The following is a 20,413-nucleotide window of genomic DNA, read 5'->3' on the forward strand; positions in this document are numbered from 1 at the left end:
CACCGTGGACTTCCAGCTCTCGGACGACCAGCGGGCCCTGCGGGCCGGTATGCGCGACCTGCTCGACGCGGTATTCGACCGGGACCGGCTGCGGGCGGCGGTGGAGCGGGGCGGGACCCTGGACCGTTCGCTCTGGCGGGAGCTGGGCGGGGCCGGCTTCTTCGCGCTCCGGCTGCCGGAGGAGGCGGGCGGGGTGGGCCTCGGGCTGCCCGAGGCGGTGCTGCTCTTCGAGGAGGCGGGCCGGGCGCTGCTGCCGGGCCCGCTCGTCGCCACCCACCTCGCGGCGGGCCTGGTGAAGGGGGCCGCCGAGGGCGAGGCGGTGGTGACGGCCGTGGACGGGGACCTGCCGGTGGCCCACCTGGCGGAGGCGGACGCGGTGCTGGTGGGCGCCGACGCCCTCGTCGGGGAGCCGCTGCGCGCCTTCGCCGCCGCCGCCCGGCCCGTACGGTCGGTGGACCCGCTCACCCCGCTGCACCGGGTGGCAGGGCGCACGGCGGCCACGGAGGCGTACTCCGGCGCACTCCACTACGAGGGGGCGCTTCTCACTGCTGCCGAACAACTCGGCAGCGCTACCCGTACCACCGAGACAGCCGTTCAACACGCCGGGGACCGACAGCAGTTCGGATCGCCCATCGGATCGTTCCAAGCGGTCAAACACCTCTGCGCCGACATGCTCGCCCGCACCGAACCCGCCCGCGCCGCCGTGTACGCGGCCGCCGTGACGGCCGACCCGGTGGAGATCGCGGCGGCCAAACTGCTCGCCGACGAGGCGGCCGTACGCAACGCGCGCGACTGCCTCCAGATCCACGGCGGAATGGGCTTCACCTGGGAGGCAGATGTTCACCTCCACCTGAAACGGGCCTGGCTCCGGGCCGCGGCCCGGCTCGGCGGGGCCGCGGCGGAGGAGTTCCTGGCCGCCGGCCTGGGGACCGCGCGGCCGCGCTACGGCAGCTCGGCGGCGTCCGGCGGAAGGACCCCGGAAGCAGGGGGTGGAGGGTGACGCAGCGCAGCCGTGCGGCGCCGAAACCGGCTTGTGTCCTTTGCGCGGTTCGTCACCGGGTGGAGTCGGTGTCCGGCTCGGGTACGCTCCGTGGAATGCGAGTGGTTCTGGAACCGGGCGATCCGGGGGCGGCCTGTGCGGCGGCCCCGGTCCGGGGCGAGGGCTCTCGTCGGAGATGTGCCGGGCCTGCCCGAAGAGCGTTTCTCGCGGTCTCTGCGCGCTCCTGTTCGACTCCCCGCGGTGAGCGTCGCACAGTATGCACCACGCGTACTCCTTCGCGCTGGAATATGCCCGAAGCGCTTGTTGCGGTGACTGTACGTCAACCATGCTGTCGCGTAAGGGAATCACGTTCCGTGACCCTGAGGAGGCGCGAGGCGATGTGTCCGCCGGTTCGGATGGTGTGAGCGGTGCAGGTGCTTCAGGTTCAGCTGGAGGTCGGTCCGGATCCCGCGGAAGTGGGGCGGGCCCGTAGGTGGGCGCGGTCGCGTCTGGTCGGTTCCGGGATAGGGGATGACGAGCCTCTCGCCGAGACGCTCATCCTGCTGATCTCGGAGCTCGTCACCAACGCCGTCGTCCACACGGGCTGTCCCGCGGTGCTGCGGATGCTCTTCGGCGGGTCCGGGGCGTCCGGCGCGGCCGGGACCGTCCGGGTCGAGGTCGCGGACGCCAGCGACCGCCCGCCGCTCCAGCGGCACGCGGAGGGCGACGACACCGGCGGCCGGGGCCTGGAGCTGGTGGACGGCCTCGCGGACCGCTGGGGCTGGCTGCCGGAGGGCGCCGGGAAGCAGATCTGGTGCGAGGTCGACCGGAGCGGCCCGGTGCGGCCCCCGGAGGCGCGCTCGGGTGCCGGCCAGGGCGGCGAGCCGTGCGAACCGCCGTCCTGCCTCTTCACCAACCTGGCCTGAGACCGGCTTCTTCCCTTTCCACCACCTCTCCACGGCTTCCTCCCCCTTCCCTTTCGCGGAGGCCGTTCACAGGACCGCGACCGGGGCGACCGGCGAGCCGGTGGCCCCGGCGAACGGCTCCGGTGTCGCGGTGAGCAGGAAGGCGTGCCGGCCCTCTTCCGCGCAGGCCTCGGACAGCGCCTCCAGGTTCCAGTTCTGGCCCTGGAGCATGCCCATCTCGACCAGGTGCAGCGCGTGCACCGGCATCCAGAGGTCCTCGATCTCCGGGGGGAAGATCTCGAAGGTCAGGGTGTCGTCGGCGACGGCCGCGACATCCCGGGCGTGGAACCACTCGGGCGTGCGCACCGAGAGCCCCGGCGACGGATAGCCGTACGCCTGCCGGTCCCCGCCCAGCGCGAGCCGCACCTGCCCGGTCCGTACGAGCACGATGTCCCCGGCCCGTACGCGTACGCCCCCGAAGTCCTCCGCCGCGGCCAGGTCGTCCGGCGTCACGGCGTGGTCGCCGGGCAGCCGGTCCACCCCCCGGGCGCGGGCCACGTCCAGCAGCACCCCGCGCGAGACGAGGTGGGCCACGGTGGCGATCGAGGAGAACCGGGCCCCGCCGTGGGCGGTGATCGTGTCCGCCGGGCGGCCGTTGTAGATCTTCCCGCTGTGCGAGACATGGGTCAGGGCGTCCCAGTGGGTCGAGGCCTGGAGCCCCATCGTGACGGCGTCGTCGCTGGTGGCGACCGTGCCGGGGCCGAAGATCTCCTGGTTGATCTGGACCATTGTGTGCAGCGGATTGATCCGGCCCGGGATGAGTCCGCTCTGCACCCCGTCCTGCTGGAGCGGCAGCGCGAGCGGTATCCGGCGGCCGGTGCGGGCGGTGGCGACGGCCTCGCGCACGACGGCTTCGGTGATCAGGTTGAGCGTCCCGATCTCGTCGGCCCCGCCCCAGCGGCCCCAGTTGTTCACGCGCTTCGCGATCTCGTGGAACTCGGCCGGCAGGGACATGGGGGCCTCCTGGGTCTTGTGCCGGAGCATCTGGCTGCCCGTAAAATCTAACGGTCCGTCAGAAACCGCGGGAAGGGGCCGGGCATGGGGAACTTCTTGGCAGGCAGGGTGGTCGCCGTGACAGGGGCCGGCCGGGGCATCGGGCGGGCGGTCGCGCTCGCCGCGGCGGGGGAGGGGGCCCGGGTCGTCGTCAACGACTACGGAGTCTCCGTCGAGGGCTCCGAACCGGCCGGCGAGATCGCCCGGTCCGTCGCCAAGGAGATCGAGGCGGCGGGCGGCGAGGCGGTCGCGGTCGCCGACGACGTATCCACGATGGCGGGCGGGCAGCGGATCGTGGACACCGCGCTGGCGGAGTACGGCCGGCTCGACGGGGTGGTCTGCGTGGCCGGGATCCTCCGTGAGCGGATGCTGTTCAACATGTCCGAGGAGGAGTGGGACCCGGTCCTCGCCACGCACCTCAAGGGCACGTTCACGGTCTTCCGGGCCGCCTCGGCGGTGATGCGGAAGCAGGAGGGCGGGGGCACGCTGATCGGCTTCACCAGCGGCAACCACCAGGGCAGCGTCTCCCAGGCCAACTACAGCGCTGCGAAGGGCGGGATCATCTCGCTGGTGCGCAGCGCGGCGCTGGGCCTGCACAAGTACGGGGTCACGGCGAACGCGGTCGCGCCCGTGGCCCGGACCCGCATGACGGCCGGGGTGCCGACGGAGCTGAAGGAGATCGGGGAGCCGGAGGACGTGGCGGCCCTGGTGGTCTACCTGCTCAGCGAGCGGGCGCGGGCCGAGCGGATCACCGGGCAGGTGTACACGGTCGCGGGCCCGAAGATCGCGGTCTGGGCCCAGCCGAGGGAGTTGCGGGCGGCGTACGGGGAGGGGCCCTGGACCCCGGAGAGGATCGCGGACTTCCTGCCGGGGACGGTGGGGGTGGACCCGATGCCGATGCTGGCGCGGGTGGAGGAGATGGCGGCGGCGGCGAGGTCGGGCGACCGGCCGAACATCTCCAGCCCCTCCGGCGATTGAGGAGCGGGGGTCCGGGGGCGGAGCCCTCGGGGCGCTGCCCCGGACCCGGTCCTCAAACGCCGGACGGGCTTGATCAGGGGCTCCGCCCCCGAACCCCCGGTCCTCAAACGCCGGACGGGCTGGAGTTGGCACCCCGGTCCTCAGACGCCCGGCCGAGCACATTCAAGCCCCTCCGGCGATTGAGGAGCGGGGGTCTGGGGGCGGGGCCCCCAGGAAACACAGGAGGCAGCATGGACTTCCGTACCGAGGCGCGCACCTGGCTGCACAGCCACCTCGCCGACACCCCCGCCCCCGACCCCCACGCGTGGGAACGCGAGCTCGGGCGCGCCGGGTGGATCGGGATCGGCTGGCCCGGTCAGGACGGCGAGAGTTACGGCAACCGCCGTGCCACCCTCGCCCAGCAGGTCGTCTGGGCCGAGGAGTACGCCCGCTCCGCGGCCCCCGCCCGGATCGGCCACATCGGGGAGAACCTCCTAGCCCCGACCCTGATCACGTACGGCACCGAGGAGCAGAAGCAGCGCCATCTGCCCCCCGTGGCCCGGGGCGAGACGCTGTGGTGCCAGGGGTACAGCGAACCGGGGGCGGGCTCCGACCTCGCCGGGGTGCGCACCGCCGCCGTGCCGGACGGGGCCGGCGGTTACGCCGTGACCGGGCAGAAGATCTGGACCTCGCTCGCCCTGGACGCCGACTGGTGCTTCGTCCTCGCCCGCACCGACCCCGGCTCCACCCGCCACCACGGGCTGTCGTTCCTGCTGGTGGCGATGGACCAGCCGGGCCGGATCGAGGTGCGGCCGATCCGGCAGCTGACCGGGACCAGCGAGTTCAACGAGGTGTTCCTCGACGGGGCGCGGGCCTCGGAGGTCGTCGGCGGCGAGGGCAACGGCTGGCAGGTCGCCATGGGCCTCCTCGCCCTGGAGCGCGGGGTCTCCACCCTCGCCCAGCAGGTCGGGTTCGCCGAGGAGCTGGACCGGGTGGTCGCCGCCGCCGTGGCGAGCGGGGCCGCCGAGGACCCGGTCGTCAGGGCCCGGCTGGTCCGGCAGTGGGCGGAGCTGGACACGATGCGCCGGCACGCCCTGCGCACCCTGGGCTCCACCGGCGACCCGGGCGCGCCCAGCGTGGCGAAGCTGCTGTGGGGCGGCTGGCACCAGCGGCTCGGCGAACTGGCCGTGCAGGTCGCGGGCGAGGCGGGGGCCGTCGGGCCCGAGCCCTGGTCGGAGCGGCGACCGTACGAACTCGACGGTGCACAGCACCTGTTCCTCTTCAGCCGGGCCGACACCATCTACGGCGGCTCCGACGAGATCCAGCGGAACATCATCGCCGAGCGGGTGCTCGGCCTACCGAGGGAGCCCCGATGAGAGGCGTCGTCTTCGACGGCACACGGACCGAGGTCGTGGACGACCTGGAGATACGGGACCCGGGCCCCGGGGAGGTGCTGGTGGCGGTCGCCGCCGCCGGGCTCTGCCACAGCGATCTTTCGGTGATCGACGGCACGATCCCCTTCCCGGTCCCCGTCGTCCTCGGCCACGAGGGCGCGGGCGTCGTCGAGGCCGTCGGGCCCGGCGTCGTCCACGTGCGGCCCGGTGACCACGTCGCGCTCTCCACCCTCGCCAACTGCGGGGCCTGCGCCCAGTGCGACCGGGGGAGGCCGACCATGTGCCGGAAGGCCATCGGGCGGCCGGGGCGGCCGTTCTCGCGCGGTGGGAAGCCGCTGTTCCAGTTCGCCTCCAACTCCGCCTTCGCGGAACGCACGGTGGTGCGGGCCGTCCAGGCCGTGAAGATCCCGGACGACCTGCCCCTCACCTCGGCCGCCCTGATCGGCTGCGGGGTCCTGACCGGCGTCGGGGCCGTCCTCAACCGGGCGAAGGTCGGCCTGGGCGACACCGTCGTGGTCATCGGGACCGGCGGCATCGGCCTCAACGTGCTCCAGGGGGCCCGGCTGGCCGGCGCGCTCACCGTCGTCGCCGTCGACAGCAACCCGGCGAAGGAGGCGGTGGCCCGGCAGTTCGGCGCCACGCACTTCCTGACGAGCCCGGAGGGCGTGCGCGCCATCCTGCCCGACGGGGCCGACCACGCCTTCGAGTGCGTCGGCCGCACCGAGCTGATCCGCCAGGCGATCGACCTCCTCGACCGGCACGGGCAGGCCGTGCTGCTGGGCGTACCGGCGGCGAGCGCCGAGGCGTCGTTCCTGGTCTCCTCGATGTACCTGGACAAGTCGATCCTCGGCTGCCGCTACGGCTCCTCCCGGCCGCAGCGCGACATCGCCCTGTACGCGGACCTCTACCGGGAGGGCCGGCTGCTGCTGGACGAACTGGTCACCGAGACGTACCCGGTGGAGGACTTCGCCAAGGCGGCCGACGACGCGCACCACGGGCGGGTGGCCCGGGGGGTCCTGGTCTTCTGAGCCGCGTCCTCTACAGGCGTCCCCGGGCCGGGGCGCGAGGGCCCCGGGGCGCGAGGTCCGCCGAGGACCGGAACGTACGCCGGTAGGCCGTCGGCGGTACGCCCAGCGCCGCCTGGAGGTGCTGGCGCAGCGAGGTCGCCGTGCCGAAACCCGCGTCGCGGGCCACCTGGTCGATGGACAGGTCCGTCGACTCCAGCAGGTGCCGGGCCCGCTCCACCCGCTGCTGGGTGAGCCACTGGCCGGGGCTGATCCCGACCTCCTCGCGGAAGCGGCGCGTGAACGTCCGTACGCTCATCGCCTCCTGCTCCGCCATGTCCCGCAGCAGGATCGGCCGGTCGAGACGGGCCAGCGCCCAGGCCCGGGCGCCGGTGGTGGTCGCGAACTGCGGCTCGGGGACGGGGCGGTGGATGTACTGGGCCTGCCCGCCGTCCCGGTGCGGGGGCACGACCGTGCGGCGCGCGATCTCGTTCGCGACGGCCGCCCCGTGGTCGCGCCGCACCAGGTGGAGGCAGAGGTCGATCCCGGCGGCGACCCCGGCGGAGGTGAGGACGTCGCCGTCGTCGATGAACAGGACGTCCGGGTCGACGCGGACCTGCGGGAAGGTCCGCTGGAAGTGGTCGGCGGACGACCAGTGCGTGGTGGCGGGGCGGCCGTCGAGGTACCCGGCCGCCGCCAGGACGTAACTGCCGGTGCAGATGGAGACCATCCGGGTGCCGGGCCTGACCAGGGCGAGCGCGGCGGCCAGCTCCTCGGTGAGGCGGCCCTCCTCGAAGACCGGGCCCAGCTCGTAGGAGGCGGGGATGACCACCGTGTCGGCGGTGGCGAGCGCCTCCGGGCCGTGCTCCACGAGGATGGAGAAGTCCGCGTCGGTACGGACCGGGCCCGGCGGGCGGATGGAGCAGGTCACCACGTCGTACAGCCTCCCGCCCTTCCCGCCGGACTCCGTGCCGAGACTGCGGCCGAAGATCCGTTGCGGGATGCCCAGTTCGAAGGGGAGCAGCCCGTCGAGGGCCAGAACGACGACGCGGTGCTGCACGACGGCCTCCTCGAAGATCACAGGAAATTGCTGTAGTGGTATAGACCACGAGCTGGTACAGGTTAGCGACGTGATGGAGAAGCCGACAGAGCGCGCGTCCCTTCCCGACGCCGCGTGCGACACCCGAACGACCCAGCCCCAGCCCCAGACCTCGCCCCCGAACCCGCTCCCGGACCCGAACCCGCTCGCGACGCTGCCTCCGCTCGATCCCGGCGGGCCCGGCGGCCCCGCCGGGACGGGCCTGGGCGCCGGGTCCTCCTTCGGTTCCGCCCCCGGCCCCGCGCGGCTCTGGAACCGTAACTTCCGCTACTTCTTCGTGGCCCGTACGGTCGCGCTCTTCGGCGACGGCATGATCCCGGTGGCCCTGACCGCCGGTCTGCTGGGCGCGGGGCGGCCCGCTTCCTCGGTCGGCTTCGCGCTCGCCGCCTGGATGGGGCCGCTGGCGGTGTTCGTCCTGTTCGGCGGGGTGCTCGCCGACCGGTTCACCCCGCGCCGCATGATGATCATCGCCGACGCCCTGCGGCTGATCGGCGCCTCCGTGCTGGCCGTGACCTTCGCGACGGGCAACCCGCCGCTGTGGTCGGTGTACGTCCTCAGCTCGGTGGCCGGCGTCGGCGCGGCGCTCTTCCAGCCCGGGGTCGCCTCGACCGTGCCGCGCGTCTCCACCGACGTCCAGCGCGCCAACGCGGTGCTGAGGGTCGCCGAGGCGCTGATGACCATGGCCGGGCCCGCCTTCGCCGGAGTGCTCGTCGGCCTCGCCAGCGCCGGCGCCGTCTACGCGGCGAACGCGGCGACCTTCGCGGTCTCCGGGGCCTGCCTCTTCCTGATGCGGCTCGCCCCGGCCCCGCACGACGACGCGGCGCGCGGCACGTTCGCCGCGGAACTGGTCGACGGGTGGCGGGAGTTCCGGGCCAGGTCCTGGCTGTGGGGAGTGATCGCGGTCTGGACGGTGTACGGCTTCGCGGTCCTCGGCCCGATGCTCCCGCTGACCGCCGTCCTGGTCACCGAGGCGCACGGCTCGGGGGCGTACGGCATGCTGATGGCGGTGAACGGGGCGGGCAGCGTCGTCGGCGGACTCCTCGCCCTGCGGCTGCGCCCGTCGCATCCACTGGCGGCGGGGGCGGTGGCGCTGCCGCTGGTGGCGGTGAGCCTGCTGGTCCTGGCGCTCGGGATGCCGCTGCCGGTGCTGGCGGCGGGGCAGTTGCTGGCGGGCGGATCGGCCGCGTTCTGGCTGGTGATGTGGTCCACGACGGTCCAGACGCACATCCCGCCGGAGGCCCTGAACCGGCTGCACGCCTACGATGTGGCCGGCTCGCTCCTGATGGTCGCGGCGGGCCGCGCCCTGGCGGGTCCGGTGGCCGAGGCGGTCGGGGGGCCGGAGCTGCTGGTGGCGGCGGCCGTGATCAACCTGGGGGTGGTGGCGGTGCTGCTGGTGGCCCGGCCGATCCGGCAGCTCAAGAGGATCGGGCCGGCATGAGGCCATCGGCGCGGCCCGCGGAGCGCGCGGACGACTCCACGGGGCGACGCCGCGAGCACGGGGACGATTCAACGGGGCGACGCCGCGAGCGCGGGGACGATTCCACGGCTCGTGCCGTCGCGGCGGCGGCGGCCGTCGTCACCGTCGCCGCGGGCCTGGCCGTGCGCGCCGGGGCGGACGGCGCCTTCGCCAAGTACGCGGGGAGTGCGCTCTACACGGTGCTGCTCTGCACCCTCGTCGCGTTCTGCGCGCCCCGCGCGCGGCCGGCCGTGGTGGCCTCCACGGCGCTCAGCCTGAGCTGGGCGGTGGAGTTCGCGCAGCTCACCGGCGTACCGGCTCAGTGGTCGGCGCACAGCACGGCGGCCCGGCTGGTGCTCGGCTCGACCTTCAACGCACCGGACCTGCTCGGGTACGCGGTGGGCGCGGCCTGCGCGTGGGCGATGCTCCGGGCGGCCGGACGGCGCCGCTGACCGCCCGGAGCACTCCCTGCCGTGGGCCCGGCCCCTGGCTCACTTCTTGGCGCGGGCCCGCTCCTCGCTCGCCTGCGCCTCCAGTACCTCGAAGACATGGGCGCTGACGCGCCGTCGGGAGGTGCCGCTGACGATGAGCGCCGCGCCCGCCGCGGTCGTGGGCACGGACAGGGCCAGGATGCCGAGCAGTTCGGGCCACTCGCGCTGCCCGGCGCAGACGGAACGGCTGTTGTGCGAACCGCCGTTCTCCAGGGGGGAGCCGCACTCCACGTCCCGGATGTGGGACGGGACGGTGTACGGGACCAGCAGCAGCCAGCCGAACCACAGCAGCAGCCCGGCAGCCACGGCGGACAGCCCCACTCCCCAGACCACGCGGGCGCCGGCCCGACGGTCGAATTCCTGGCGCAGGGCCCAGTGCATGACGCTCCTCGTACTCGGTTCTCGCTGACCGGCTCGCTGACGGTTCTCGCGTACGGGCTGAGATCGTACGCAGGACCCGGGCGGAGTCCGGCCGGGGGTGGTGGGCGGGAGCGGGCGGTCCGGATGGCGGGACAGGGCCCGGGTGTGGCCCGATCCCTGCGCAGCATGTCCTCCGGGCCGCTCGTCCGCACCTGTCCGGCCCCGGATGCCGGCTGACGTGACCTACGTGACCAGCGGATTCTCCGCGGAGCCTGCAAGGGAGGTACTCGCAGTCACCGGTCCTTGGCCAGCGCGACGAGTTCGGCGAACAAGCCACCGCCACTGACGAGGTCGTCGTACGCCCCGTGCTCGATTACGCGGCCCTTGTCCATGACAAGCACCCGGTCGGCAAGGCGAGTATTTTCAAGTTGATGGGTGACGACGATCGTCATGCGGCCGGCAGCGATCCGCTTGATTTCCAGGAACAGGGCGTGCTCCCCGCGCGCGTCCATCTGAGACGTCGGCTCGTCCAGGATCAGCAGGGGCGTCTGGCGGTAGAGGGCTCGTCCGCACACCAAGCGCTGCCACTGGCCGCCGGACAGTTCGGCTCCACCGAACATCTCCCTGGTGAGGAGTGTGTCCAGCTGCTGGGGCAACTTCTCCACCGCGTCGCGCATACCGACGGCGTCGACGACGTCCCATACGGCGTCGTCGTCGAAGGTGCGGGGTTGGCCGAGCGTGATGTTCTCGCGGACACGCAGCGGCCAGCAGGCGAAGTTCTGCGGGACGAGCGCCGTGTGGTTCCACACGGCGTCGGGATCGGCTTGGGCCAGGTCGATGCCGTCCCAGAGGACGCGGCCCTTGTCGGGGAGGAGGATGCCGGTGATCAGCTTGGTCAGTGTCGACTTGCCGGAGCCGTTCTCGCCCACGATGGCCAGGATCTCTCCACGGCGCAGGGAGAGTGAGACCCCTGCGACGGCAGGTTCGTCCTTCCCGGGGTACTGATACACGGCTTCGTCGATCCTGATCTCCTCGACGACCTCCGGGATCGTCAGTGGGCCGCGCTTGGGTGCCAGCTCCTCGGTCATGTCGAGGAACGCGCGCATGTCGGCGAGATAGAGCGAGGTGTGGAACAGCGCTGCCCCGTAGATCACGAAGTTGCTGAGCGCGGCGAGTGTGGTCTGCACGGCGACGACTGCGGTGGCGGCAATGGGCAGTCCCACACGACCGGTGGCGGCGAGCCAGGCGAGAGTGGCCCAGGTGCCGCACAGGAACACTCCGCCGAGAGCGCTGGTGGCGAGCGTGATGCGCAGCAGGCGGGGGGCCGCGGTGAGGGTCCGCTGGTCGATGCGGTCGGAGAGGGCTCGGTACCAGTAGACGAGGTAGCCGGTCATGCCGTTGGCCCGGACCTCGTCCCCGTGGCGGGAGAAGGTGGCCCACGACCGCATGAGCGCACGGACGTTACGGTCGCCGACGTTGAGGTAGTGGGTCTCGTAGTCGACGCGCGCGGACAGGACCGCCCCGGCGCCGGCGGGAATGACGGCCAGGAGCAACAGCGGCAGCATCAGGGGGTGGAGAGCTGTGATGACGGAACTGGCAGCGATCATGCGAACCAGGGCGGACATGAATCGCTGAGCGTCCTGCACCATCATCGAGGTACGCGTCACACCGACCTCTGCGGCCTCCTGCCTGTCCTTGAAGCCGTCCTGGCCGTAGGCCGAGGATTCGACCCGGCACACGGCGGCTACCAGGGCGACGTCCGCCTCGGTCATCAGCCGCGGAGTGATCCGGCCGTTGGCATAGGCGGACAGGGCGCTGCTGACACGGCCGATTCCGGCAGCGGCCGTGACGACGATCAGAGCGGGCAAAGCGTTGTGCAGGCGTTCGGATACCTCGTCGTTGCCGAGAATGTGGGTCATGGCCTGGGCGGTGAACGCGAGGACGACGCCGGCCGAGACGCCGGTAAGGAGCTGGCAGGCGAGGAGGAGCAGCGAGGCTGCTCCGTCGACGGCCCATGCCATGCGCGCGGTGCGCCCCAGCACGGAGGGGAGGCGGCGGCACATGGCGCTGAAACTGGCGTCTGCCAGCGGGTTCTTGCCGTGCTTGCCGTTGAAGGTGATGGTGGCCGGGGGTGGCGGGGGAGGTGTCTCGGAGGATTCGGTCGAGGCGGCGGTCACAGTCACCTGTTCCCTCCCGTGGGGATGGACGCCGGGCCTGGACGGCCCGGGCAGTGCACGGCATAACGACGCCGACGTGGACTCGAACGCGCTCGATTTCGGACGCGTAGGCGCCCGTGCGTAGCAACGGAGTGGGCGTGTGCGCACCGGTACGGAGCCGCACTCCGAACGTGTCAGTTGGCCGAATCGCCGACCTTCGAAACCCCTGGGGCGGATGAGGTTTCGAGGGTCGTCCAGAGGGGGGCGGGGGGTGTGGCGTACGCCGGACAAGAGAGCGGGTGTTGCCGGTCACAGCTATCGCGGGCCTCTCCGGCCTCTCCGGCCTCTCCGGCCTCTCGGCAGTCAGGGCACCGGCCCGGGGCGTGCTCGGTGATCAGAGGGCTTCCGACGCTGTGGAGTGGGTGCCCATCACGCCGATGCGGATGAGGTTCGTCGAGGTCACCACAGGGTGGGCTCCTGTTCGGATTCGGGGGCGCCGGGCAGGCCCGGCGGTACGGCGGCGGCCACGAGCTGTTCCCAGCTCGCGTACTTGGTGGCCATGGCGGTGAGAAGTTGCGCGGTCGCGTAGGCGTCGTAGGTGGCGCGGTGCCGGCCGGTGGCCGGGGCCTGGCTCAGGTCCGGGGCGACGTGTTCGATCAGGGCGTCGAGGCTGTACTTGGGCAGATCGGGATAGGTGGCCTTGGCCAGCCGGAGCGTGCCGATGACCCCGGCCGGCTTCCACTGCGGCAGGTGCGCGGACAGGACGCGGTAGTCCACGTGCGCGTTGTGGGCGGTGATCCACGCCGTGCCGAGGCGGGCGTGGACCTGGTCCTTGACCTCCTCCCAGCCCGGCTTCCCGTCGAGAACCTGGTTGGTGAGGCCGTGCACCCGCGCCGCGAAGGGCGTGACGGGACGGGGCGGCTTGATCAGCCAGGCGTCGGCGTTGCTCGTGTCGGGCTGTCCGTCGCGTACGGGGAGCGCGGCGACCTCGACCAGGTCGGGCGGGTTGGTGCCGTTGCCTTCGACGTCGACGACGAGCAGCGCGGGCCAGGAGGAAAAGTTCATACGGTCGGGTGTCCGTTCTCCGCCTCCCAGCCGATGTCAGCTCGGCCGTGTTGGCGGTGGCGATGGGGATGATGGAACGGTTGATCGCCGCACGTGGAGAACTGACGCCTCCTCAGTTGAGTGGATCCGGCGGACATCCCCGAGGTGTCGGTGATCGCGTCCCAGGGGCCGATGCCGGCCAGACGAGCAAGGTCGTCCTGATGGGTTCGGTCACCCTGGATCGCACGGATTCCGTCAGGGTTTCTCCCCGTCTTGCCCCGGTTGAACACGGTCACGGACCAGCCGCGACGCAAAGCCTCCATCGCGACAGCGCGGCCGAGGAAGTGAGAGCCACCCATCACCAGAACAGAAGTCGTCATGATGTCCGACTTTGCCCTGCGCGGAGGCAGGTGCACCAGCCCGGTTGCGCCGGGGCGGGTTGCACAGCAGCCGCGAGGAGCCGACCGTGGCCCGAATCCTGCGAACGGTGTCCTTCGGGCCACTCGTGGCGACGCGTGCAGGCCACGAGGCTGGTCCACGTGACTGAGACCATCGAGAACGCCGCCCGGGACGACGACCGGCGGCCGGCCCGCGAGGAACGTCGCCGCCCCCGTTCCCGTCCCCGTGCCCACCGGGCGTGGCTCGTCGCCGCCATCACCTTCGTGACGATCATCGGCGGTGCGGCGTTCAACTCCCTGCCCGGGCTGCTCATCGACCCGCTCCACGACGAGTTCGGCTGGACCCGGGGCGAGATCGGGCTCGCGGTCTCCATCGACATGGCCCTGTACGGGCTGACCGCGCCGTTCGCCGCCGCGCTCATGGACCGCTACGGCATCCGGCGGGTCGTGGCGAGCGCGCTCACCATGGTGGCGGCCGGGGCGATCGCCAGCGTCTGGATGACCGCATCCTGGCAGCTGATGATCTACTGGGGCCTCCTCGTCGGCCTCGGCACCGGGTCGATGGCGATGGCCTTCGCCGCGACCGTGACCAACCGCTGGTTCGTGGCCCGCCGGGGTCTGGTCACCGGCATCCTCACCGCGGCAGGGGCCTCCGGACAGCTCGTCTTCCTTCCGCTCTGCGCCTGGATCGTCGACAGACACGGCTGGCGGCCCGCCTCGGTCACCGTCGCCCTGGCCGCCCTCGTCGTCGTCCCGTTCGTCTGGCTCCTGATGCGCGACCATCCGGCCGACGTGGGGCTCGCCCCGTACGGCGGTACGTATCTGGCGAAGCCCGCGCCGGTACGGGGCGCCGCGCGCCGGACGGTGCGCGTGCTGGTCGACGCGGCCCGCACCGGCCCGTTCTGGCTGCTCGCGGGCGCCTTCGCGATCTGCGGGGCCTCCACCAACGGCCTGATCCGCACCCACTTCGTCCCGTTCGCCCACGACAACCACATGCCCATCGTCGTGGCGGCGTCGCTGCTCGCGGTGATCGGGGTCTTCGACATCATCGGCACGGTCTTCTCCGGCTGGCTCACCGACCGCTTCGACGCCCGCAGGCTGCTCGCCGTCTACTACGCGCTGCGCGGGATCTCCCTGTTGTTCCTGCCGATGCTGATCGGCCCCGAGGTCGAGCCGCCGATGATCTTCTTCATCGTGTTCTACGGTCTTGACTGGGTCGCCACGGTCCCGCCGACGATGGCGCTCTGCCGCGAGCAGTACGGCGACGACAGCGCGATCGTCTTCGGCTGGGTGCTGGCCTCGCACCAGGTGGGCGCGGCGGTGGTGGCGTTCCTCGGCGGGGTCGCGCGGGATGTCTTCGGCCGCTACGACGTGGTCTGGTACGCGGCGGGGGCGCTGTGCGCGATGGCGGCGCTGATGTCGTTGGTGATCCGCAGACGGACGGCCTAGTCGTTCTTTCCAGGACGTGTCCGGCGCTCGTGTGATCCGGCCGCTGTCCGTTCTTTCGCCGAGGCCGTCACGCGGCATGGCCCGGGCCCGCGATGGTCTTCTCCGTCGGGGAGCGGAGGCGCCCCGGCCCGTGCCCGGTCGAGGTCAACGGCCGGACCGGGTGTTGAGGCTGCCCATGATCAGGTCGGTCAGGGTGGCGACCGCGTCGTCGGCGGACGCCCGTCCCTGGTTCAGCTCGGCGGCCATCGCCTCGGCCGCGCCCAGCACACCGACGCACCGTAGCCGGAGGGCTTCGGGGGTGGTGCCGGAGTGGTGGAGCAGTGCGGCGGCCACCAGGTCCGTGTACCTGTCGAGCATCTCGCGCTGGACCGCCTCCATCTCCGGATTCCCTTTCAGCGCGGCGGAGACGGCGGCGAGTTCCGGCATGTCCGTGGCGCAGGCGAAATACGCGGTGCTGATGAGGCGGGCGACCTCGTCCGCGGTGGATTCGGCCTCCTGCAACGCCTGGGCGATCGCGGCTCGGTGACGTTCGTCGAGGCGTCGGTAGAGCGCGAGCAACAGGCCGGGGCGCGTGCCGAAGTGGTCGTACACGATCGGCCTGCTCACCCCGGCCGCCTCGGCGAGGGTGACCAGAGTCAGACCGTCGGTGCCCTGGGCGCGCACGATCGCCACGGCGGTGTTGAGCAGCTGCTCCCGCCTGGCCTGCTTGGACAGGCGGGTCGAGGTGGTGGCCATGGTCCTCCGTTGTGTCGCACTCCAGACTATGTTACAAAACGTAGGCTACAAAATGTAACTTAAGGAGAGTGGGGCCACGATGGAGCAGTTGAAACCGGTTCTGATCCTGGGCGGTTCGGGGCAGGCGGGCTCGGGGGCCGCCGCGCTCCTGCGTCAGTGGCATCCGGGGCTGCCGCTGACGATCGCCGCGCGCGATGTCGACCGCGCGCAGCGGGTGGCCGACGGACTCGGCGCCGCCACGGCGGTAACCATCGACCTGCGGCGCGGCGATCTCGGCCTTCCGGCCGAGCACGGCCACCGCTACTCGGCGGTGGTCGCCGCACTGTGGGACGACCGCCTGAACGGGCTGCATTACGCGCAGGACCACGGCTTGCCCTACCTCAGCATCTCCAGCGGCCTGGTGGAGATCGCGCCGGAGGTCGTCGCGGGTGCGCGGCGGGCGAGTGCCTCGTCGATCCTGGTGGCCAGCCACTTCTGCGCCGGCGTCGTCGTCCTCGCGACGTTGGGTCTGGCCCGGGAGTTCCGCCGGGTCGACACCGTACGGATCGGCGCCGTGCTGGACGAGCTGGACACCGGCGGACCCGCGGGAGCCGCGGATCTGGAGCGGTGGTCCACCGCCACCACGGCGGGGACGGTGCGCCGTGACGGCGTCTTCACCTGGGTCGACGACCCCGACGTCCAGGCGGGTGTAACCAGTGCCGACGGCGTCGTCCTGCCAGGCCGGAGCATCGCCATCCTCGACGTACCTAGCCTCGCCCTGGCGACGGGAGCGTCGAACGTCCGTTTCGACATGGCCGTCGGCGAATCCGCGGCCAGGCGCCGCGGCGACCGCTCTTCCATCGAGATCCGGATCGACCTCGAAGGAACAGGTCCGACGGGCGCACCGCTCAGGACGAGCCGCTACCTCGTTCATCCGGCGGGGCAGCGTCCCCTGACCGCACTCGGTATCGCCCTCGGTGTCGAGCGGCAGCTCGGTCTGCGGGGCGAAGCCGTCCCGCCGGGCATCCGCACACCAGAAACCCTGCTCGAACCGGCCTACGTGGCCGAGCGGTTGGCGGAGATCGGCGCCACCTTCGTCGACGCACCCCCCACCTGACCGAAAGGCCGAAGCGGGCGGTGACGGGCCGTTCCCGGTCGAACCCGCCGAAGTCACGGGCTCAGCGGCCGAACCGGCCGAACCGGCCGAAGGTGCGGGCTCAGCGGCTGAACCGCCCGAACGCCCCCCGGTGGAACAGGAGGGGTTCACCCTCGTCCGTCGCCCCCAGCGCCTCCACCCGGCCGACCACGATGAGGTGGTCGCCGCCGGTGTGGACGGCGTGGACGCGGCAGTCGATCCAGGCGGGCACGGCGTCCAGCAGCGGAGACCCGGTGGCCGGGGCGGCCCCGTGGGTCACCCCCGCGAACTTGTCGGCTCCGCTCACCGCGAACCCCCGGCACAACGCGCCCTGTTCCGCCCCGAGGACGTTCACGCAGAACGCCCCGGCGCGGGCGATGCGCGGCCAGGTCGTCGACGTACGGGCGACCATGAAGGACACCAGCGGCGGGTCCAGCGACAGCGAGGCGAAGGACTGACAGGCGAAGCCCGCCGGGCCGTCCGCGTCGCGCGCGGTGATCACGGTGACGCCGCTGGCGAAGTGGCCCAGTACGCGCCGGAATTCGTCCGGGTCCACGGGCAGCCGCTCGTCGTCCCGGACGGCCCTCAGGTCCGGCCGGGGCAGCGCCTCGGGAGGCGTCCCGCCCGGTGCCCCCGGCGCGGCTGTCGTGGCGGCGCCGACGGACCTGAGGTACCGGACGGCGGTGGCGGCCATGCCTGCGTGTCCCATCACGCCCTTCATTAGAACTGACGGCTCGTCAGATGTGAAGTCGTGCGAGTGGTCGGTCAGTTCGGGGTGGGCAAGTGCGGCAGCGGATGGGCTGCGAGTTCCGCCATGGCGTCCTGCGCCGGGCGGAGGTCTCGTCCGGGACCAGATGGCCGGCATGCGCGTACCTGCTGGTCATCGACGTGGCCCTACCACCAGTACGTGGGGTAGCGGGCGGTCTTGCCGCTGCGGCCCGCGAGGACGCCGAGGCCGGCGATCACGACCGTGGCGAGCAGCAGCAGAGCGAGGAAGAGGGCCGTCGACGGCTGGGCCGCCACGACGATGACGGCGGTGGCCGCCGCGGGGGAGTGCGCGGTACGGGCCAGGGCCATGGCGCCGATCGCGAGACCGCCCGCGACCGCCGAGGTCCAGACCGAACTGCCCGCGACGGCGAGAACCGCGAAGCCCACGAGGGCCGAGACGAGCTGGCCGCCTATCACGTTGCGCGGCTGGGCCAGCGGCAGCGTGGGCGCGGCGAAGACGAGCGCGGCACTCGCGGCCAGCGGCGGGATGAGCACCGTCTGGTCGAGTGCGTAACCGATGGCGACCAGCAGGGCCAGGGCGACCGTCCCGCCGAGGGTCGCGACCGAGACGAAGGGCAGGGAGGGGCGCGGCGGGGCCTTGCTGGTCAGCAGGGAAGGAGCGCGCGGCGGAGCGGAGAGCGTGGTTGCGGGGGCGTCGGGCACAGGGGTTCCTTCACGACGGCGTGATCACATGAACGGTGCGCGTGGCGCGCCACAGCAGGCGTGCCCGCGAGGGCGACGAAGCGGGGTGACGGGCGGCCGGCCGGGCGACAGTCCTGGGGGCCCTTCGCCCGTGCCGTAACGGTTACGCGCCCGTGCGGCGGGCGTAGTGGCGCTGGGCCTTCGCGCGGTTGCCGCAGCCCGCCATCGAGCACCAGCGGCGGGTGCCGTTCTTGGAGACGTCGTAGAAGTGCAGGACGCAGGCGTCGTTCGCGCACGCGCGGATGCGGTCGGGCCGCTCCGCCACCAGACGGAGCCAGTTGTCGGCGGCGTACCAGGAGGGGCCCCACGACGGGTCGTCCACCTCCACCACCGACTCCGGGAGCCCGTCGGGCCCCAGGGCGCGGCGGATACGGCCGTGGGCGAGGACCTCGTTGAGCGCCGCCATGGCGCCACGGGTGGCCGTCCTGTGCTCGGTGGCCGCCGCGACCAGGGCTTCGAGTGCGGTGCGGGTCTCCAGCAGCCGGCCCAGGGTGGCGCCGTCGGCGGTCAGGGAGAGGGGTGCCAGCTGCTCCCGTACCGGCGTACTGGACAGCCAGAGGGCCAGACCGGTCTCGGAATCGAGGAGGTCGTGCGCGCCCTCCGCGTCGCCCCAGCGGGTGTTGAGCAGATCGAGGGCGAGCGGTTCGGCGGTCAGCGGCCGGGGGTCGGCCCCTGTGGGGTGCGGCACGGCTGGGTCCTTCCGTCGCGGGCTCGGTCGGGGATGGTCCATCGATGGTAACCGGACAAACGAAGATCACCGGTTGACCGAACCATTACTAACCCTTAAAGTCGTTTTCACAGGTTACGAGATCATCTCGCAGCCCTGACCGAAAGCATGGGGACCGATCATGAGCAAGGCGAAGAACCTGCAGACCGGCCACATCGGCCTCAACGTCACCGATCTGGACCGCTCGCTCGCCTTCTACCGCGAGGTCTTCGACTTCGAGGTGCTGGCCGAGGGCAAGGACGAGGGCCGCCGCTGGGTGTTCCTCGGGCGCGGATCCCGGCTCCTGGTGACGCTGTGGCAGCAGAGCGAGGGCACCTTCTCCACGGCTCTGCCAGGCCTGCACCACCTCTCCTTCCAGGTGGACACCGTCGAGGAGGTCCGGGCCACCGAGGAGGTCCTGCGCACCCTGGACGCCGAGTTCACCTACGACGGCGTCGTGCCGCACGGCGAGAGCGGGAACTCGGGCGGCATCTTCTTCTCCGACCCCGACGGCATCCGCCTGGAGATCTACGCGCCCACCGGCGCCGACCCGGCCGACGCCCCGACCTCGGGCGCACCCACCTGCGGCTTCTTCTAGCAGCGGGCACCCCACGCGGCTTCGCCCGGTGCTGCGCGGCACCGGGCCACGGCGCCGGCGACAGGTCGGCACCGTCCCCTTCCTCGGCGGAAAGGCAGAGTCATGGGCGGCTACCACCACGGTGAGATCGCCGTGCAGGAGCGGGCGGGCCTCGCGAGCGAGGCCGGACACGCGCAGGGCGCCATCGGCAGCACCATCCCCGAGGTGGCGGTGGCCTTCCTCGCCGAACAGCCCCACGTGGTGGTGGGCGGCACGGACGAGCGGGGCCGGATCTGGGCGACCCAGCTCACCGGGGAGCCGGGATTCCTGGCCGTTCCCGAGCCGCACACCCTCACCATCGGCGCGCTGCCCCCGCCGGAGGACCCGCTCGCGGCGGTCCTGGCCGCAGCCGGAGCCGGCCCCGGTCAGGAGCCCGTACGGATCGGTCTGATCGGCATCGAGCCGGCCACCCGCCGCCGGATGCGGATGAACGGCCGGGCCGTCCGCGACGGCGACGGGCTGCGCGTCCAGCTCGACCAGGTCATCGCCAACTGCCCCAAGTACATCCAGAAGCGTGCCCATCGCCCGGTCGCGGACGGGGAGGCCCAGGCCATCCGCAGGGCCGTCGACAGCACAGAGCTGAGCCCCGAGCAGCAGCGGACGCTGCGGGCCGCCGACACCTTCTTCGTCGCCACCGCCTCCGACCGGGGGGACGCCGACGCCTCGCACCGGGGCGGCAACCCCGGCTTCGTCCAGGTGCTCTCGCCCCGGCTGCTGCGCTGGCCCGACTACATGGGCAACGCCATGTTCCTGACCCTGGGCAACCTCGAACTCAACCCGGCCGCAGGCCTCTTCGTGCCCGGCTGGGAGGCCGGCACGTCCCTCCACCTGACGGGCGCGGCCCGCACGGTGTGGGACGAGGACGAAGTGGCCGGCCACCCCGGCGCCCAGCGGCTGGTGGAGTTCGAGATCACCGCCGTGCGGGAGGTCGCGGCGGCCTCCCCGCTGCGCTGGTCCGCGCCCGCCTACTCCCGCTTCAACCCGCCGACGGCCGGCTGACCTCCAC

At 72.4% G+C, this 20,413-nt stretch carries 21 protein-coding genes; 11 read left to right on the forward strand and 10 right to left on the reverse strand.

Annotation, left to right across the window (positions count from 1 at the left end; genetic code table 11):
* The first annotated feature begins 4 nt into the window (after positions 1 to 4).
* Together D581_RS0127380 and D581_RS0127385 are read left to right on the forward strand one after the other, a co-directional pair.
* Entirely contained in the window at positions 5 to 1,000 is a 996-nt protein-coding gene (locus tag D581_RS0127380) for an acyl-CoA dehydrogenase family protein (protein ID WP_018960347.1), read from the forward strand.
* A gap of 407 nt (positions 1,001 to 1,407) precedes the next feature.
* Entirely contained in the window at positions 1,408 to 1,905 is a 498-nt protein-coding gene (locus tag D581_RS0127385; protein ID WP_018960348.1) for an ATP-binding protein, read from the forward strand.
* 66 nt (positions 1,906 to 1,971) lie between these two features.
* Here D581_RS0127385 and D581_RS0127390 read toward each other — a convergent pair whose 3' ends face one another.
* A complete protein-coding gene (locus tag D581_RS0127390; RefSeq protein WP_026290958.1) occupies positions 1,972 to 2,898 on the reverse strand; it encodes a cyclase family protein in 927 nt (308 codons plus the stop codon).
* Positions 2,899 to 2,982: 84 nt separating this feature from the next.
* On the opposite strand from D581_RS0127390, the gene D581_RS0127395 reads away from it, so the two are divergent.
* The 3 genes from D581_RS0127395 to D581_RS0127405 all read left to right on the forward strand — a co-directional run bounded on the left by D581_RS0127395 (position 2,983) and on the right by D581_RS0127405 (position 6,316).
* Positions 2,983 to 3,915, forward strand: coding sequence for an SDR family oxidoreductase (locus D581_RS0127395; protein ID WP_018960350.1), 933 nt, complete (start codon positions 2,983 to 2,985; stop codon positions 3,913 to 3,915).
* 230 nt (positions 3,916 to 4,145) lie between these two features.
* Positions 4,146 to 5,270, forward strand: a complete 1,125-nt coding sequence (locus D581_RS01000000137800) for an acyl-CoA dehydrogenase family protein (RefSeq protein ID WP_018960351.1) — start codon at positions 4,146 to 4,148, stop codon at positions 5,268 to 5,270.
* Positions 5,267 to 6,316, forward strand: a complete 1,050-nt coding sequence (locus tag D581_RS0127405) for a Zn-dependent alcohol dehydrogenase (protein ID WP_018960352.1) — start codon at positions 5,267 to 5,269, stop codon at positions 6,314 to 6,316. Before D581_RS01000000137800 ends, D581_RS0127405 begins: the two co-directional genes overlap by 4 nt.
* Positions 6,317 to 6,326: 10 nt before the next feature.
* Here the strand turns inward: D581_RS0127405 and D581_RS0127410 are convergent, their stop codons facing one another.
* A complete protein-coding gene (locus tag D581_RS0127410; RefSeq protein ID WP_026290959.1) occupies positions 6,327 to 7,352 on the reverse strand; it encodes a GlxA family transcriptional regulator in 1,026 nt (341 codons plus the stop codon).
* A gap of 73 nt (positions 7,353 to 7,425) precedes the next feature.
* Between D581_RS0127410 and D581_RS0127415 the strand changes: the two genes are divergently transcribed.
* On the forward strand, positions 7,426 to 8,829 hold the full coding sequence (locus D581_RS0127415) for an MFS transporter (protein WP_018960354.1): 1,404 nt from the start codon (positions 7,426 to 7,428) through the stop codon (positions 8,827 to 8,829).
* Positions 8,826 to 9,299: a ribosomal maturation YjgA family protein gene (locus tag D581_RS01000000137805; protein WP_018960355.1), complete on the forward strand. Its 474-nt coding sequence runs from the start codon at positions 8,826 to 8,828 to the stop codon at positions 9,297 to 9,299. The genes D581_RS0127415 and D581_RS01000000137805 overlap by 4 nt, the downstream gene beginning before the upstream one ends.
* A gap of 39 nt (positions 9,300 to 9,338) precedes the next feature.
* On the opposite strand, the gene D581_RS0127425 is transcribed toward D581_RS01000000137805, so the two are convergent.
* The 4 genes from D581_RS0127425 to D581_RS1000000141390 all read right to left on the reverse strand — a co-directional run bounded on the left by D581_RS0127425 (position 9,339) and on the right by D581_RS1000000141390 (position 13,278).
* Entirely contained in the window at positions 9,339 to 9,719 is a 381-nt protein-coding gene (locus D581_RS0127425) for a hypothetical protein (protein ID WP_018960356.1), read from the reverse strand.
* Between the two features lie 272 nt (positions 9,720 to 9,991).
* Positions 9,992 to 11,881 carry an ATP-binding cassette domain-containing protein gene (locus D581_RS0127430; RefSeq protein WP_051114649.1) on the reverse strand — a complete coding sequence of 630 codons (1,890 nt, stop codon included), beginning with the start codon at positions 11,879 to 11,881 and terminating at the stop codon, positions 9,992 to 9,994.
* Positions 11,882 to 12,313: 432 nt separating this feature from the next.
* Entirely contained in the window at positions 12,314 to 12,919 is a 606-nt protein-coding gene (locus D581_RS0127435) for a 3'-5' exonuclease (protein WP_018960358.1), read from the reverse strand.
* Complete coding sequence (locus tag D581_RS1000000141390) at positions 12,916 to 13,278, reverse strand: NAD-dependent epimerase/dehydratase family protein (RefSeq protein WP_158688642.1); 363 nt, start codon at positions 13,276 to 13,278, stop codon at positions 12,916 to 12,918. Before D581_RS1000000141390 ends, D581_RS0127435 begins: the two co-directional genes overlap by 4 nt.
* Positions 13,279 to 13,437: 159 nt before the next feature.
* Between D581_RS1000000141390 and D581_RS0127440 the strand changes: the two genes are divergently transcribed.
* Positions 13,438 to 14,745, forward strand: a complete 1,308-nt coding sequence (locus tag D581_RS0127440; protein WP_018960359.1) for an MFS transporter — start codon at positions 13,438 to 13,440, stop codon at positions 14,743 to 14,745.
* Between the two features lie 144 nt (positions 14,746 to 14,889).
* On the opposite strand, the gene D581_RS0127445 is transcribed toward D581_RS0127440, so the two are convergent.
* On the reverse strand, positions 14,890 to 15,480 hold the full coding sequence (locus D581_RS0127445) for a TetR/AcrR family transcriptional regulator (protein ID WP_018960360.1): 591 nt from the start codon (positions 15,478 to 15,480) through the stop codon (positions 14,890 to 14,892).
* Between the two features lie 79 nt (positions 15,481 to 15,559).
* On the opposite strand from D581_RS0127445, the gene D581_RS0127450 reads away from it, so the two are divergent.
* The gene (locus tag D581_RS0127450; RefSeq protein WP_018960361.1) at positions 15,560 to 16,576 is read left to right on the forward strand and encodes a hypothetical protein; all 1,017 of its coding nucleotides are present in this window, start codon (positions 15,560 to 15,562) and stop codon (positions 16,574 to 16,576) included.
* Positions 16,577 to 16,676: 100 nt separating this feature from the next.
* Here D581_RS0127450 and D581_RS0127455 read toward each other — a convergent pair whose 3' ends face one another.
* The 3 genes from D581_RS0127455 to D581_RS0127465 form a co-directional block, all read right to left on the reverse strand.
* Complete coding sequence (locus tag D581_RS0127455; RefSeq protein WP_026290961.1) at positions 16,677 to 17,288, reverse strand: flavin reductase family protein; 612 nt, start codon at positions 17,286 to 17,288, stop codon at positions 16,677 to 16,679.
* A 200-nt stretch (positions 17,289 to 17,488) separates the two neighbouring features.
* Positions 17,489 to 18,025 carry an HPP family protein gene (locus D581_RS0127460; RefSeq protein WP_018960363.1) on the reverse strand — a complete coding sequence of 179 codons (537 nt, stop codon included), beginning with the start codon at positions 18,023 to 18,025 and terminating at the stop codon, positions 17,489 to 17,491.
* A gap of 142 nt (positions 18,026 to 18,167) precedes the next feature.
* The gene (locus tag D581_RS0127465) at positions 18,168 to 18,752 is read right to left on the reverse strand and encodes a CGNR zinc finger domain-containing protein (RefSeq protein ID WP_018960364.1); all 585 of its coding nucleotides are present in this window, start codon (positions 18,750 to 18,752) and stop codon (positions 18,168 to 18,170) included.
* A gap of 160 nt (positions 18,753 to 18,912) precedes the next feature.
* Between D581_RS0127465 and D581_RS0127470 the strand changes: the two genes are divergently transcribed.
* Together D581_RS0127470 and D581_RS0127475 are read left to right on the forward strand one after the other, a co-directional pair.
* The gene (locus D581_RS0127470; protein ID WP_018960365.1) at positions 18,913 to 19,368 is read left to right on the forward strand and encodes a VOC family protein; all 456 of its coding nucleotides are present in this window, start codon (positions 18,913 to 18,915) and stop codon (positions 19,366 to 19,368) included.
* Between the two features lie 102 nt (positions 19,369 to 19,470).
* Positions 19,471 to 20,406: a pyridoxamine 5'-phosphate oxidase family protein gene (locus D581_RS0127475; RefSeq protein ID WP_018960366.1), complete on the forward strand. Its 936-nt coding sequence runs from the start codon at positions 19,471 to 19,473 to the stop codon at positions 20,404 to 20,406.
* Positions 20,407 to 20,413 lie beyond the last annotated feature (7 nt).

This window comes from Streptomyces sp. CNB091 (assembly GCF_000377965.1).

Coding starts and splice junctions, on each gene's coding strand:
- D581_RS0127390 (WP_026290958.1), bottom strand. CDS start 2,898: ATGTCCCTGCCGGCCGAGTTCCACGAGATCGCGAAGCGCGTGAACAAC.
- D581_RS0127395 (WP_018960350.1), top strand. CDS start 2,983: ATGGGGAACTTCTTGGCAGGCAGGGTGGTCGCCGTGACAGGGGCCGGC.
- D581_RS01000000137800 (WP_018960351.1), top strand. CDS start 4,146: ATGGACTTCCGTACCGAGGCGCGCACCTGGCTGCACAGCCACCTCGCC.
- D581_RS0127405 (WP_018960352.1), top strand. CDS start 5,267: ATGAGAGGCGTCGTCTTCGACGGCACACGGACCGAGGTCGTGGACGAC.
- D581_RS0127415 (WP_018960354.1), top strand. CDS start 7,426: ATGGAGAAGCCGACAGAGCGCGCGTCCCTTCCCGACGCCGCGTGCGAC.
- D581_RS01000000137805 (WP_018960355.1), top strand. CDS start 8,826: ATGAGGCCATCGGCGCGGCCCGCGGAGCGCGCGGACGACTCCACGGGG.
- D581_RS0127425 (WP_018960356.1), bottom strand. CDS start 9,719: ATGCACTGGGCCCTGCGCCAGGAATTCGACCGTCGGGCCGGCGCCCGC.
- D581_RS0127435 (WP_018960358.1), bottom strand. CDS start 12,919: ATGAACTTTTCCTCCTGGCCCGCGCTGCTCGTCGTCGACGTCGAAGGC.
- D581_RS1000000141390 (WP_158688642.1), bottom strand. CDS start 13,278: ATGACGACTTCTGTTCTGGTGATGGGTGGCTCTCACTTCCTCGGCCGC.
- D581_RS0127445 (WP_018960360.1), bottom strand. CDS start 15,480: ATGGCCACCACCTCGACCCGCCTGTCCAAGCAGGCCAGGCGGGAGCAG.
- D581_RS0127450 (WP_018960361.1), top strand. CDS start 15,560: ATGGAGCAGTTGAAACCGGTTCTGATCCTGGGCGGTTCGGGGCAGGCG.
- D581_RS0127455 (WP_026290961.1), bottom strand. CDS start 17,288: ATGGCCGCCACCGCCGTCCGGTACCTCAGGTCCGTCGGCGCCGCCACG.
- D581_RS0127470 (WP_018960365.1), top strand. CDS start 18,913: ATGAGCAAGGCGAAGAACCTGCAGACCGGCCACATCGGCCTCAACGTC.
- D581_RS0127475 (WP_018960366.1), top strand. CDS start 19,471: ATGGGCGGCTACCACCACGGTGAGATCGCCGTGCAGGAGCGGGCGGGC.